13 protein-coding genes are annotated in these 14,523 nt (G+C 40.1%); 10 read left to right on the plus strand and 3 right to left on the minus strand.

All coding sequences use genetic code 11. The features are described from left to right. The first annotated feature begins 193 nt into the window (after positions 1-193). The 4 genes from ACZ5AE_RS11455 (at position 194) to ACZ5AE_RS11470 (ending at position 3,321) form a co-directional block, all read left to right on the plus strand. The gene (locus tag ACZ5AE_RS11455) at positions 194-883 is read left to right on the plus strand and encodes a CoA transferase subunit A (RefSeq protein WP_464572358.1); all 690 of its coding nucleotides are present in this window, start codon (positions 194-196) and stop codon (positions 881-883) included. Next, positions 883-1,557 (plus strand): 3-oxoacid CoA-transferase subunit B, encoded by a 675-nt coding sequence (locus ACZ5AE_RS11460; protein ID WP_464572360.1) that lies wholly within the window; start codon positions 883-885, stop codon positions 1,555-1,557. Before ACZ5AE_RS11455 ends, ACZ5AE_RS11460 begins: the two co-directional genes overlap by 1 nt. Positions 1,558-1,616: 59 nt before the next feature. Continuing rightward, positions 1,617-2,669: a ketopantoate reductase family protein gene (locus tag ACZ5AE_RS11465; RefSeq protein ID WP_464572362.1), complete on the plus strand. Its 1,053-nt coding sequence runs from the start codon at positions 1,617-1,619 to the stop codon at positions 2,667-2,669. Positions 2,670-2,997: 328 nt separating this feature from the next. Beyond that, on the plus strand, positions 2,998-3,321 hold the full coding sequence (locus ACZ5AE_RS11470) for a hypothetical protein (RefSeq protein WP_464572364.1): 324 nt from the start codon (positions 2,998-3,000) through the stop codon (positions 3,319-3,321). A 169-nt stretch (positions 3,322-3,490) separates the two neighbouring features. On the opposite strand, the gene ACZ5AE_RS11475 is transcribed toward ACZ5AE_RS11470, so the two are convergent. Then, the gene (locus ACZ5AE_RS11475; protein WP_464572366.1) at positions 3,491-4,375 is read right to left on the minus strand and encodes a LysR family transcriptional regulator; all 885 of its coding nucleotides are present in this window, start codon (positions 4,373-4,375) and stop codon (positions 3,491-3,493) included. 166 nt (positions 4,376-4,541) lie between these two features. Between ACZ5AE_RS11475 and ACZ5AE_RS11480 the strand changes: the two genes are divergently transcribed. Both ACZ5AE_RS11480 and odhB read left to right on the plus strand, forming a co-directional pair. Beyond that, positions 4,542-7,430, plus strand: a complete 2,889-nt coding sequence (locus tag ACZ5AE_RS11480; protein WP_464572368.1) for a 2-oxoglutarate dehydrogenase E1 component — start codon at positions 4,542-4,544, stop codon at positions 7,428-7,430. A gap of 221 nt (positions 7,431-7,651) precedes the next feature. Further along, positions 7,652-8,905 carry a 2-oxoglutarate dehydrogenase complex dihydrolipoyllysine-residue succinyltransferase gene (odhB, locus tag ACZ5AE_RS11485; protein WP_464572370.1) on the plus strand — a complete coding sequence of 418 codons (1,254 nt, stop codon included), beginning with the start codon at positions 7,652-7,654 and terminating at the stop codon, positions 8,903-8,905. A 112-nt stretch (positions 8,906-9,017) separates the two neighbouring features. On the opposite strand, the gene ACZ5AE_RS11490 is transcribed toward odhB, so the two are convergent. Further along, positions 9,018-9,293, minus strand: a complete 276-nt coding sequence (locus ACZ5AE_RS11490; protein WP_464572372.1) for a YqhV family protein — start codon at positions 9,291-9,293, stop codon at positions 9,018-9,020. 164 nt (positions 9,294-9,457) lie between these two features. Here ACZ5AE_RS11490 and ACZ5AE_RS11495 point away from each other — a divergent pair, with 164 nt between their 5' ends. Genes ACZ5AE_RS11495 through ACZ5AE_RS11510 form a run of 4 tightly spaced genes read left to right on the plus strand, consistent with a single transcriptional unit; the run spans position 9,458 to position 13,490 of the window. Continuing rightward, positions 9,458-11,017 (plus strand): spore germination protein, encoded by a 1,560-nt coding sequence (locus ACZ5AE_RS11495; protein WP_464572374.1) that lies wholly within the window; start codon positions 9,458-9,460, stop codon positions 11,015-11,017. Next, complete coding sequence (locus ACZ5AE_RS11500) at positions 11,014-12,168, plus strand: Ger(x)C family spore germination protein (RefSeq protein ID WP_464572376.1); 1,155 nt, start codon at positions 11,014-11,016, stop codon at positions 12,166-12,168. Before ACZ5AE_RS11495 ends, ACZ5AE_RS11500 begins: the two co-directional genes overlap by 4 nt. Before the next feature lie 3 nt (positions 12,169-12,171). After that, positions 12,172-12,390 carry a hypothetical protein gene (locus ACZ5AE_RS11505; RefSeq protein WP_464572378.1) on the plus strand — a complete coding sequence of 73 codons (219 nt, stop codon included), beginning with the start codon at positions 12,172-12,174 and terminating at the stop codon, positions 12,388-12,390. Next, a complete protein-coding gene (locus ACZ5AE_RS11510; RefSeq protein ID WP_464572380.1) occupies positions 12,387-13,490 on the plus strand; it encodes a GerAB/ArcD/ProY family transporter in 1,104 nt (367 codons plus the stop codon). Before ACZ5AE_RS11505 ends, ACZ5AE_RS11510 begins: the two co-directional genes overlap by 4 nt. 55 nt (positions 13,491-13,545) lie before the next feature. Here the strand turns inward: ACZ5AE_RS11510 and ACZ5AE_RS11515 are convergent, their stop codons facing one another. Further along, complete coding sequence (locus tag ACZ5AE_RS11515) at positions 13,546-14,310, minus strand: sulfite exporter TauE/SafE family protein (RefSeq protein ID WP_464572382.1); 765 nt, start codon at positions 14,308-14,310, stop codon at positions 13,546-13,548. Positions 14,311-14,523 lie beyond the last annotated feature (213 nt).

Here is a 14,523-nt window from a genome sequence, read left to right on the forward strand (position 1 = left end):
GTAACGAAAAAAAGTCCCCAACCGTGGGGACTTTTTTTCGTTACTTGAAGCTATACAAAGCGTTTTAGTAAGAAAATATACGATTGACTCAAATCATATATTATTTTAAAATTTAAATATCTAAAATTTAAAAATTATCAAACTTTTCTACTCTAGGTCTGAGTGGTCTTGTTAATGAAAAGGGGGAAAAAATTTGCATTCTGAGTTGGAGAATCCGATTAAGACGAATGTTCAATTTCTATCAGTTGACGAAGCGATTAAGCAAATTCCTATGAGTGCAACTATGTTAGTAGGGGGCTTTGGTGCAACAGGGGTACCGCAATATTTACTGCAAGGAGTAATCGATAGACCGGAACTTCAGGATTTGACCATCATTAGCAACAATATAACAAAAGAGACGAATTTGAATGTTCTATTTCAACAAGATCGCATTAAGAAAGCGATTGGATCGTATTTTACTACCAATAAAGAGGTTGTTCAGGCTTATCGGGAAGGCCGAATAGAAATCGAATTATTACCGCAAGGAACCTTTTCAGAAGCGATTCGTTTAGGCGGATCAGGAGTTCCTGCCTTTTACACTCCGACAGCAGCTGGGACAGAACTCGCAATAGGGAAAGAGACGCGGACCTTCAAGGGGCGGGAATATGTTCTTGAACAGACCCTGTTTGCCGATGTTGCCTTAATAAAGGCTTATAAAGCAGATAAGGCAGGTAATCTCATCTATAGGAAGTCCGCTCGGAATTTCAATCCCATCATGGCAATGGCCGCTGATCTTACCATTGTTGAAGTAGGGGAAGTCGTTGAAATAGGTGAGCTTGATCCAGAGTCTATTGTCACTCCTTTTGCATTTGTAGATATTGTGGTTCAAAGGGAGGAGCTGTAATGGGAAAATCAATAAAAGAGTATATTGCATGGCGTTGTGCACAAGAATTAACATCAGGCATCGTGAATCTTGGTATCGGTATTCCTACTCTAGTTGCTGATTATCTTCCGCAAGGTCAAGTGTCGCTCCACTCGGAAAATGGGATTCTAGGGGTGGGACCGGATCCTAGTCCGGATCAAATCGACCTTGATCTAGTTAATGCTGGAAAAGCCCCGGTAACTGTTTTGCCGCATGTGTCCTATTTTGATAGTTCAATCTCTTTTGGAATGATGCGGGGTGGTCATATCGATACAACCGTTATTGGAGCACTGCAAGTATCAGAACAAGGTGATATCTCAAGTTGGGCAATACCAGGAAAGGATGTTCTTGGAGTTGGCGGCGCTATGGATTTAGTAGTCGGGGCCAAAAGGGTGATTGCAGCCATGACACATTTGAATCAAAAAGGGGAGCCCAAAATACTCCGTGAATGCACGTTCCCACTTACCGCTAAAAAAAGAGTCGATACCATTATCACAGAGTATGCCGTTTTTAAATTTCGAGATCAGCAGCTTTGGTTAGTGGAAATGAGTGATGAAATCACAATGGGGCAACTAAAGAAAATAACACCTGCCAACTATGAAATAGCAAGTGATTTTAAAATATTTAATAGGAAAGAATTGATAAATCTTCCCTAAACATTAAGATAAAAGAAAAAGACAAATCATTTTTAACAGATGAATAGGAGGTTTTTGACATGCGAATTGCTGTTTTAGGCGCAGGTTCTCTGGGAACGATTATTGGTTCTTTCATTTCTGCTGGTGGAAAAGACGTGGAATTGATTGATATCAACCAGGAACACGTTGATGCTTTGAATCAATCAGGTGCAAAAATTATCGGCACAATAGAGTATCATGCTGAGGTTAAAGCTACTACTCCTGACAACATGTCAGGAACTTACGATTTAGTTTTGCTCTTAACTAAACAGTTATACAACGATTCAGTTCTTCAAGAATTGCTGCCATTTTTAGGGGACCATAGTATCGTATGCTCATTGCAAAATGGTATCCCTGAAGAGAAGGTGGCTTCCATTGTCGGGCGGGAACGTGTTATTGCTGGGGCTGTTGAATTTGGTGCTACATATATCGAACCAGGTGTATCCATGCTTACAACAGAATTTAGCAAGTTTAAGAATTTCTCGTTTCAAATAGGGGAATTTAACGGTGAAATAACAGAAAGAATTCAACGTATCAAATCTATTTTAGAACTTGTTGGCGGGACACACATTTCCAATAACCTAATTGGAACGAAGTGGTCAAAGTTACTCATCAACAATGCGTTTAGCGGCTTGTCGGCGGCATTAAATGCAACGTATGGGGAAATTCTAGACCATGAGATTGCTATTTTAAGTGCTGTACATATAGCGGATGAAACGATACGAGTAGGAAAAGCAAATGGTGTAAAATTTGACCGTAAGAGGAACTTTGATTACGAAACCTTACGAATCCACAATGAAAAAGATATACCTCGACATGTCGAAACATTTCGATTTATATTAAAAGCTTCTAGACTGTTAAAAGCAAGCATGCTGCAGGACTTGGAAAAGAAACGCAAAACGGAAATTGATTTTATTAATGGGGTTATCCCAAGGCTTGCTGAAGGTACAGGAATCTCTACCCCTTTTAATGATATGGTTGTAAAATTGGTAAAGGATGCCGAAGAGTCCCATACTGTACCAAATTTTGAAGCAAATATTAAGTCTTTTGAAGAAATAATCGAGAAATCGAAGCTAAGTATATCTGGAGTTTAGGCGAGGTTATAGACCGCGCCTATTTTTTTTGTAATAGATTTGGTCCGATACTAATCCCCTTTTATTAATTTTCGGATATACATTTTTTTACAAAAAAATCAATTCCAACAAATTATCATTAAAAAAACTATGACTGTGTTATGGAGGGCGCGGATTATGGGTTATCATTCTAAAAATCTAGTATTTGAGGGTGGGGAATAAAAGGGATTGCATATGTTGGGGCTTTGGAGGTATTAAATGAAAAGGGGATCCTTTTTTTGGTAAGGGGTTGGTTAAGTGGTCTTGAATAATATGGAATCTTCATAAAATTCAATTGGAGGTGTTGATATTGAAAAATAAAACAAGTGAAATTGAGTGCCTTGTTTGCAATGGTATTCACTTTCGAAAAGGGTATATTGCGGTGAAATATGAAAGGTACCATGAGAATTATAAAATTAATGAGACTGCTGATGCTGACTTAAAGTTCTTACTGGAATCTGAGGAGGAACACCCATTAAAAAACATTCCGGAGCAATCAAATTTATTTACTTACATTTGTGAAGATTGTGGTTTCATCATGAATTTCACTCAAGAAAAACAAGTTGAAAGTAAAAAGAAAGAACGGCTGAGAAAACAACGACAAAAAATGTATGATTGGACAAAATTTAAATAAGCAGGCACCATTTAGGCACTCAAACGGTTTGAGTGTTTTTTTATTTTGTCAGTATAGCACACGGCTAAGGAGTTTCCGGAAATGCCCCTGCCAGTTTTAACAAACTATATAAAATAAAAAGATTCAGACCCAATTAGTCTGAATCTTTTTATTTTATACTTCGTAATTATCAATGATTTTTCCAATCAAAGTTTTCAATAAAATGGACAAATGCGTTAACAACATTCCATTCCAGTGATTCCTTATGATAATACATCCAAGTTCTTCGAAGGATAGGACTTCCTTCTTTATCCTTTAAAGGAATCTTGTATAAGTCATCTATTCCGGCAAGTACCCTGCTGGATAGAATACCGTAGCCAAGTCCATTTATAACCATTTCCTTGCAGGTATCAACTTGGTCTACCTCGATGCTGATAAAAGGAGCTTCGGCATAATTTTCAGCCCACCAATGATCAATTATTGATTTCAATAAGTAATCCCCTCGATAATCGATTCTCGGAAGATGAGGAAGATCCGTTATATCAATTTCCTTCGTGGATGCGATGCAGATGGTTTCCTCAAATAACTGATGGATCGAGAGCCCCCTCCACCCATAGTCTCCTCGAACAAAACCAATATGAACATCCTTATTGTGTATGAGCTGCGTTACGTCTCTGCTCCAACCTGTTATCACTTTGAATTCCACATGGGGATATTGCTTTTTGAATAATTTCAAAAGGTAAGGAAGTTCATTATTCGCGAAATAATTGGATACCCCCAATTTCAACGTACCAGCCACTTCATTCTTTTCGTTATTACACATATTTTGGACATTTTCTTTTACTTTTTGAAAATGGGCCAATGCCTCCTCGGCACATTGAACCAGATATTCTCCCTGCGGGGTAAAATGCACACCCCGGCTTTCACGGGTTACGAGTTTCACACCCAGTTCTTCCTGCATATGCTTTAATCGGCTCGTTAATGCGGGTTGTGTTAGAAATAATTGACGAGCTGTTTTCGTTAGATTTTTTTGATTATAAAGTACCTTTAATATTTCCCAATCACGATAATCCATTGTTCCACCTATCTATCTGATATAAATAATTTTTATAATAAAATATAATTTTTTAGCATTTTATTTATTTCAATTATTACATTATCCTTATCCATAGGCAATTGATAATTATTACTATTAATCTTTCAAATATAAACATTAGAACTAAATCATGGGGGTATTGTAAATGGGTGTAAAGGACAACCAACCAAATCCATGGAAGAAATTTATTGGTCCGAACCTTGGATATGTGATTGAACAATATGAAAGGTTCACCAGCGGAGAAGAAACCATTGATCAAAATTTAAAAGAGCTTTTCATTAAATGGGGCTCACCAGTGTCTTATGAAACAGCTAAAACGAATGAAATCATCGAACATGTACCTGATATTCCTTCGGGAAGTATAGAAAAAGTAATGAAAGTTGCTAAATTGCTTGAAAACATTCGGACAAATGGCCATTTGGCAGCAAACGTAAACCCTTTGGAGGAGAATCGAAGGGGTCAAGAGTTGTTCAAGCCTGAAAAACATGGAATAAGTGAACAAGACTTGAAAGCGATACCAGCTAAATTGGTTTGGGAAGAGGCACCGGAAGATGTTGAAACCGCATTTGATGCGATGAACCGTTTAATAGAACGCTATACATCATCCCTTGCATACGAGTTTACACATGTCAGTGATTCGGAGGAGCGAATTTGGCTGACACAGATGGTGGAGAAGGGTTCCTTACAACCATCATTATCTAAAGAAGAACGTACTAAGCTGTTAAAGAGCTTGACTGAAGTCGAGGGATTTGAACAGTTTTTGCATAAAACCTTTGTTGGTCAAAAGAGATTCTCCATTGAAGGTGTAGACATGCTTGTCCCCATGCTTGACGAAGCAGTGCGTGAAGGCGTCGATGAAGGAGTCCGCAACGTTGTGATTGGAATGGCGCATCGCGGCCGTTTAAGTGTTCTAGCACATGTATTAAAGAAACCATACAGCAAGATTTTCTCTGAGTTCCAGCACTCTCACGCCAAACAACAAGGTCCAACAGCAGATCTAGTCGACATTAGCGAGGGCTGGACAGGAGATGTGAAATATCATTTAGGACGTAATCAATTCATTGAAGGCACCGGTACCGTTCGTACTCGTATTACCTTGGCAAATAATCCAAGCCATCTTGAATTTGTCAACCCAGTAGTCGAAGGTTTTGCCAGAGCAGCCCAAGAGAATCGAAAGAAACCAGGTTACCCGGAGCAGGATGTCAAGAAAGCATTTGCGATTTTGGTCCATGGCGATGCAGCCTTTCCAGGCCAGGGAATTGTAGCGGAAACTTTGAATTTAGGCGGATTAAAGGGATATCAAACGGGAGGAACGGTTCATATTATTGCGAATAACATGGTCGGCTTTACGACAGATAGCCACGACTCTCGATCAACTCGTTATTCCAGTGACTTAGCAAAAGGATTTGAGATTCCGATTGTACATGTGAACGCAGATAATCCGGAAGCATGTCTGGCAGCTGTTCACCTTGCCTATCAATACCGTGCTCGTTTCCAAAAGGATTTTGTGATTGATTTAGTCGGTTACCGCCGGTTCGGCCACAATGAAATGGACGATCCTGCTGTCACCCAGCCACAGGTGTACAAAAAAATCGCCAAGCATTCAACTGTAAGAGCATTATATGCTGCTCAACTGTTAAATAACGGAACTCTTAATCAACAAGAAGTTGAACAAATCAATCTTAGTGTGCAGGAACAATTGCAGGCTGAGTATGACAAAGCGTCAGAGACAAAGCAGGATGAACCACCAGTAGAAGTAGCGGTTCCGGGTGTTATAGCGAAGGGAATTCCACCGATGGAAACAAAAGTACCGCTTGGCACTCTTCAAGAAATAAATCGTGAATTGCTAAAATGGCCTGAAGGTTTCCATGTTTATCCTAAGTTAAAACGGATTCTTGAGCGCCGAGAAACTGCATTGGAAGAGAACGGAAAAGTGGAATGGGCAGTAGCAGAAGTACTGGCATTCGCGTCTATGTTACAAGAAGGCACACCGATCCGTCTAACGGGTCAAGACTCTGAGCGCGGAACGTTTGCGCAGCGGCATATCGTTCTTCATGATGCAGAAACAAACCAAACGTATTCACCATTGCATCATCTTCCGCAGGCAGGCGCTTCGTTTGCGGTTCATAATAGCCCGCTGTCAGAAGCAGCCGTAGTAGGTTACGAATATGGCTATAACGTATTTGCACCTGAGACACTTGTCATGTGGGAAGCGCAGTATGGCGACTTTGCTAACACGGCACAACCTCTATTTGATCAATTTGTTTCATCGGCAAGAGCAAAATGGGGGCAAAAATCAGGGCTTACTCTGCTTCTTCCACATGGTTATGAAGGCCAAGGACCTGAGCATTCCAGCGCTCGTCCTGAACGCTTCTTACAATTGGCATCTGAAAACAACTGGACTGTTGCCAACCTGACAAGTGCGGCACAATATTTTCATATTTTACGTCGACAAGCAGCCACACTAGGAACAGAATTTGTTCGGCCATTGGTGATTATGACACCAAAGAGTCTGCTTCGTCACGCGCAGGTCGCTTCTCCTGCTTCCGCTCTTAGCGAAGGTAGTTTCCAAACGGTTATTGAACAGCCGCAGCTCGGAAAAGCGACAGATAAAGTAAAAAGATTAGTATTAACAACTGGGAAGATGGCCATCGATTTGGCAGTTGAAATCGACTCAAGTAAAGAAAATCGTAACTTGGATGAGATACACATCGTTCGTATTGAACAGTTGTATCCATTCCCACAAGAAAAAATAGAAGCGATCATCAAGCGGTATCCAAACTTGAATGAAATCGTTTGGGTACAGGAAGAACCGAAGAATATGGGAGCTTGGCATTATATTGCCCCAACCCTCTTTGAGCTTGCATCGGGCAGAATGTCAGTCGGCTACATTGGACGTCAGTACCGTTCAAGCACGGCAGGCGGAGATCCACTCGTTCATAAAATGGAACAAGAACGCATTATCCAACAGGCATTAAATTCTGAAAGTCTAGTAGATACACAGAAACAAGAAACACAATTTGTTACACGCTGAAAATGAAAAGAGTCATTTAGGAAAGCTTTAATGGACAATCCGCTGGTGAATGCAGAGGAAAAAGTCCAATAGAAGAGCCCTAAAGGACAAACCGCTGGAGAAAGCAAAGGAAAATGTCCAATAGAGGAGCTCTAAAGGAAAAACTGCTGGAGAAAGCAAAGGAAATGTCCTTTAGATCCGCATCATTTGCACGTAACAGAATACCTAGGAGGATTTGACACATGATTGAAATCAAAGTACCAGAGCTCGCGGAATCCATTTCAGAAGGAACCATTTCACAATGGCTCATTAATATTGGAGATAAAGTTACCAAGGGTAATAGTATCGTAGAGTTGGAAACCGATAAAGTGAATATTGAATTAAATGCCGAAGACACAGGGGTTATCACTAAGCTGTTAAAAGAGCCTGGCGATACAGTTGAGGTAGGTGATGTTATCGCCATCATCGAAGAGAATGCAGCAGAAGGATCTGCTCCAGTAGCTCCAACAGCAGCACCGGAAAAACCGGCACAAGAAACAGTCAACCAACCAACTGCCCTGACTGAACCGGAACTTTCTAATTCTTCACGTCCAATTGCTTCACCGGCTGCTAGAAAATTGGCAAGAGAACTAGGAATCGACCTGCACCAAGTAAACAGCAGTGACCCGCTTGGCAGAATTCGTCCAGATGATGTGAAAGCACATACGCAAACACCTGCAGTACAAGAAGCACCAAAAGTGGAAAATGCAAGCCCAAAACCGGCACCAGCACAACAAACAGAAGTTGAGTTTGATAAACCGGTAGAACGTGTGAAAATGTCACGCCGCCGTCAAACGATCGCTAAGCGCTTAGTAGAAGTCCAGCATACAGCAGCGATGTTAACTACGTTTAACGAAGTTGACATGTCAGCCATTATGGATTTACGTAATAAGCGGAAGGATGCATTCCTTGAAAAACATGGTGTTCGTTTAGGGTTCATGTCGTTCTTTACAAAAGCCGTGGTTTCAGCTTTAAAGCAATTCCCACTGTTAAATGCCGAAATTCAAGGCGATGAATTGATTCTTAAAAAGTTTTACGATATCGGAATTGCTGTTGCAGCCCCAGAGGGTTTGGTAGTACCGGTCGTCCGTAACGCCAACCAGAAAAACTTTGCCGAAATCGAGCAAGAAATCAGTACTCTTGGTAAAAAAGCTCGTGATAACGCCCTTACTTTAAATGATTTGCAAGGTGGAACATTTACGATTACAAACGGTGGAGTTTTTGGTTCATTAATGTCCACACCAATTTTGAATAGTCCGCAAGTAGGTATTCTTGGCATGCATAAAATTCAAACAAGGCCGGTTGCTATTGATGCGGAACGAATGGAAAACCGCCCAATGATGTATATTGCTCTTTCATATGATCATCGAATTGTGGACGGAAAAGAGGCTGTCAGCTTTCTGGCAGCAGTAAAAGAATTATTGGAGGATCCTCATTCTCTTTTATTAGAAGGATAGAAATTACCGAGGACTTCGATGGAATATTAGCAAGATAACCTACTCTTAACCGGAGTAGGTTATTTTTTACTCAACTAGGAACGAAAGGGCGGTCAGTAATCGCCTTTTTTAGTCACCATTTCACCCCAATTAAAATACAGCTTACCCCAAGGAAAATCCACAATATTTTAACAATTGATAATTCCCCGCCTACCATGCCTAGAACGCCAATGGTTGTTGTTATGATCAGGATCACTGGGCCTACCAGTGCAAGTGAACTATTTACGATAAGTGCTTTTTCAATTGAATTAAATTTTATCATCAGGATAGCAGCAAATATTTCGATACTGCCAGACAGGACTCTTAGCATAGCCATGGCCAAAACCGCTTTTTCAATAAAAATAAACATATGTAACCCCCTGAAAACAGTTAGTCCTTCTCATTATATGAAGACAATTCGTATACAAGGACAAGTTTTTAAAATACCAAAAGGGATAATTTTCAACTACTGGGTAATATTAAAAAATGGTTTTGAAATATTAACAGCCAAAAATTTGGATACGGAGGACTCCAATGAAGAAATTAAAAAAATTGAAATCCTCTAAAGAAAAATCACTATCAAGTGATGAGACTCATAAGGAGATCCAGGCAGACTTACATGTCAACATTGAAATCTTAAAAGAACTATTTCAGGATTGTACTGATGTGGTTTTCCGTCCGTTGATTGCTGGCAGCGTCCATGCTTATTTACTGTTTGTAGATGGCTTTATAGATACGAAATCAATTGAACTTCATGGATTAAAGCAACTGATCGAAGAAAATGAAGTGAACAGGATTACAGCAGATTTTTTAACAGAAAGAGTTATTTCGATCAGTTCTGTATCTGAAACAATTAAATTGGATGATGTGGTCAAAAACGTATTGAAGGCTAATACTGTCCTATTAGTTGATGGGCTGACGAAGGCGATTATTTTCGATGCAAAAGGGGGAGAAAGAAGAGGGGTTTCAGAGCCCACTACTGAATCCGCCGTCCGTGGACCGCGCGAAGGGTTTACCGAAATATTAAGGGTAAACACGGCACTGGTCCGCCATAAGATCCGCTCCAATCGATTAAAAATTCTTTCAAAAGACGTCGGAGAAGAAACACAAACGAACTTGGCCATTTTGTATGTAGAAGGTTTGGCTCCACCGGAATTGGTAAAAGAAGTCCTCTCAAGGCTGGATCGAATAAAAATTGATGGGATATTAGAAAGCGGCTATATTGAAGAGTTTATTGAGGACAGTGCTTGGAGCATGTTTCCCCAAATCCAAAACACCGAGAGACCTGATACTGTGGCAGCCAACCTCCTCGAGGGCAGAATTGCCATCATCGTTGACGGGACACCTTTTGTATTAATTTTGCCGGCAACCTTTTGGCAGTTTTTTCAGTCAAGTGAAGATTATTATGATCGTTTTCATATTTTTATTTTTTTAAGGTTGCTCAGAATTTCCTTCGTGTTTATTGCCATCACATTACCGGGTTTATATGTGGCTGTAACCACCTTTCATCAGGAGATGATTCCCACTTCGCTTCTTTTATCGATTGCGGCAAGCAGGGAAGCCATACCGTTTCCCATGTTTGTCGAAGCATTGATTATGGAATTGGCGTTTGAAGCATTGCGGGAAGCGGGAATTCGACTTCCTCAAATTGTCGGACAGGCAGTAGGGATTCTTGGTGCTCTGGTTATTGGACAGGCGGCTGTAGAAGCAGGTATTGTTTCAGCGCCAACGGTTATTATGATTGCGCTTACCGGGATCGCATCATTTACAATTCCAAGGTACAATATGTCTATTTCCGTACGGATGCTCCGCTTTCCGTTAATGGTTCTCGGCGGTATGTTTGGGCTGTTTGGTGTAGTATTGGGATTCATGATTATTTTGACACATTTATGCAAATTACGATCATTTGGAATTCCATATTTTTGGCCTATTGCCCCAATGTCCTTTAAAGCTCTAAAGGACACCTTAATCAGGGTTCCATGGTGGGCAATGAATGAGAGACCAAATCAGTTTGTAAAAGAGGATGTGATCAGGCAAGCTGATCATTTAATGCCTGGTCCTCCCAAAGCTGGAGAAGAAGGGAGTCCCTCATGAAGAAGGCCTGCATTTTTATATCGATCCTGTTCCTTCTCATACCTTTAACAGGATGTTGGGATCGGACGGAAATAAACGATTTGGCATTTGTTGTTGCAACGGGAGTTGATAAGGCACCGAAGCAGCTATACCGTTTTTCTGTACAGGTGCCCTTGCCAAGCTCATTAGGCGGAACAGGCTCGAGCGGGGGAGGCGGCGGGACAAGCGGTGAAGGTCCTTTTCTTATCGCAACCGGGACCGGTCGAAACATCAGGGAAGGTGTTGAGGACATCCAGTCCAGGTTATCAAGACAGCTTTATTTTGCTCACCGAAGGGTCTTGGTAATTGGTGAGAAACAGGCAAAAGAAGGAATAAGGGAAATTCTTAATGCTGTTTTTACCCAGCCTCAGTCTAGATTATCAACCTTTCTAATTATTTCAAAAGGAGAGGCTGTTAAAATGTTAAAAGCCCAGCCGCGAATGGAACTATCGTCCGCTGAAGCGATACGGGAAATGGCCAAATCAGGTGCGAACTTGACTGTTATGGATGTCCTGCAGAATTTAGACCGGCAAGGAAAGTCGCTGATCATTCCGATGGTTGAACCAACTGGGACATTAAAAAAGGAGAGCGATGGGAAAGAACTCTTAATGGACAGTTTTGCTGTGTTTAGTGCTGACAAGCTTTCCTTTTTTACAAGTAAAAAGGAATCTCAGGGAATCTTATGGCTGCTCGAACGAATGAAAAGGAAAAGCTACTCATTTTCCGTTTCGAAAAATAAGGAAATGACAGTTCATATTAACGAAAATAGTGTCCGCCCAAACATAAAAATAGTGAATGGGAAGCCTGAATTTGCCGTTTCCGTCAGGGTAACCGGATATCTGCTGGAAAATGAAGCTAACTTACGAATCGAAGACCCAGCAACTTATAACATCATTATTGATAATATGGAAAAGAAAATAAAGAATGATATCCAGACAATACTGGGCCATGCTCATTCACAAGGTATAGATATTTATGGATTTGGATGGTTTTTATTTAAACGTCATCATCAAAATTGGGAGCATGAGTGGAAACAGAATTGGAAATCGATGCTCCCCTCTTTAAAGGTAACGGTTAAGGTGGACGCCGATATTCAAAGAACAACGAATACCGGGAATGTGGAAAGGAACTAACATATGGATATAGCGATTGTTTTATTATCTCTTGCCATTTATGTTGTGATTATTTTCAAGGCGAAAATTATTGATAAAAAAGAGCGTAAATGGGTGTTCCTAATCATTCTTGTGACTGTTGGATGTACGGTATTGTCGGGATTACATCTATCATTAAATAGTGTTACCTCTTTTTTAAATGATTCATTCGGGAGGCTGTCAAGAATGGTTGTGAATATATGAGGGAAAAAATCTCCAATCTACAGTTAATCTTTCTAATTGCAAACTTTATTTTGAGTGCAGCCGTACTAAGCCTGCCGCAGATCATCGTTCATACGGGACGGCAGAACGCATGGCTTGTCCCGATTCTTTCTTTTCCATTTTTTCTTTTGATCATTTATCTGATTTTTGGAAAGAAAGGGAATGCAGAACGATTTGAACATCTCTTTTCCATCGGGAAGAAGGGGAGCCTTTTGGAAAAAGGGATCATCATTTTATTTTTCTTTTTAGCTTTATTGGTTTTTGTACGTGATTTACGGGCGCTTGTTGATTTTGTAGCATCCGTACTTTTGCCAAACACTCCTAATAATATGTTAATGGTTTTATCGACCTTGGTCATCATCTATATCAGCATGGCTGGAATAGAAGTCATTGCAAGAATTAATGCCATCCATTTTTTTATTCTCATCATTGTGGTTCTTCTACTGCCATTTCTTTTGCTAAATGAACTAGATGCGGGAAATTTACAGCCGCTCCCTGGCCTGCACTCATTTAAAGAATTAACGAAATCTGTTTTTATATCCTTCTCCTGGATAGGGGAGCTGTTTTTTTTCATTCTGATCATTGCAAGTGTGAACCCGCTAAAAGCAGCCCGAAAAGCAGTTATCACCGGAACAGCTTTGGGGGTGTTTCTGTTTTTGATTGTGCTTATTTTAAACATCTCGGTTTTAGGAACAAAAATTGTTCGGGAGGCTGCCTATCCAACCTATGTACTTGTCCAGCAAATAAACTTAACTGATTTTCTTGACAGGCTGGATTTAGTAATTGTGTCAGTATGGATTCCGGTTTTTTTCTGCAAAGTAGCCTTTTTAATGTATGCGATTAATTTTTGTTTTAGTTATTTCTATAAATCCAATACAAATAAATTTCTTCTGCCTATAGCGTTTACTCTCGGCTATTTGTCGATTTTATTGTTTAAAAACAGCATGAACCATATTCATTTTTCCTTTTATGCCTGGAATTCACTTGGAATATTTTTGGAAGGATGCATTGTCATTTTATTCCTATTACTAAAAAGAATGGTTCTTAAAAGGAAGGAAACCAAACCAGTTAATACGTCTTGAATGAGGAAAGAAACACGGTATTAAAGCCGTGTTTCTTTATGGAGAAATCAAGTTGTTAGATTAATTTTATTCCGCTAAATAAAATCATCAAGGCCATGATTGTTCGTAATGGTTTTGCTGGGAATTTTGACGATAACGTGCTTCCGATTAGAACTCCAGGGATGGAGCCTAACAACAAATTTAGAGTTAATAAATAATCAACATTGCCAATTCCAGCATGCATAAAACCTGCAGCGGTAACCAGCAAAAATGCATGGGCAATATCTGTTCCAACCAGTTCAGACGAACTCATCCGGTACAAGTAAAGCATGGCTATGGCAAATAATGAACCGGAACCAATCGAGGTTAACCCGACAATAAAGCCTAATACCGCTCCAATAGTGATGGTTAAGGCTTTTTTCTCCTCAAGAGGTTTTAGCTGCATAGGGTTCCACTCTATTTTTTTCTTCATAAATGTTTTAAACAGGGTCGCCGCTGCAACTAAAATAAGTACATAACCAAGGGCATGCTTGATAATCTGCTCCTGGTTATGGAAAAAGGAATCAAATAAATGAAGCAGACCAACCGCTAAAAGGGCGCTGGGAATGCTGCCAATGGCGAGGTACTTTACGAGTTTTAAATTGATGGTTTTTTGCCGCCAATGCTGGATTGAACCAAATAGTTTTGTAATGGAGTTATAAAACAAGTCTGTACCAACTGCAATCGAAGGACTAATTCCCAATAAAATGAGGATTGGTGTTAACAAGGCAGCACCGCCAACCCCGGTTAATCCGACCATAAAGCCTATAAAAAGCCCCATGATAATGATACCGACACTCATTAGGCAAACACTCCAATATCTCTAATCTACATTTCATCAATAAAATATGAAGTAGTTAAACGCCTTGTCAGCCCATTTCTTCAAATAAAAAAGAGGACATATGCCCTCATTGCAAATCTTTTTTAGCTAATAAGAAAATTTCTCTGAATTTTCTTAACACACAAATTCAACTAAGCCTTTGTCTTCGTCCTTTCGGACTCGCCAATCGGCGAG

This window comes from Neobacillus sp. S1227 (assembly GCF_055385255.1).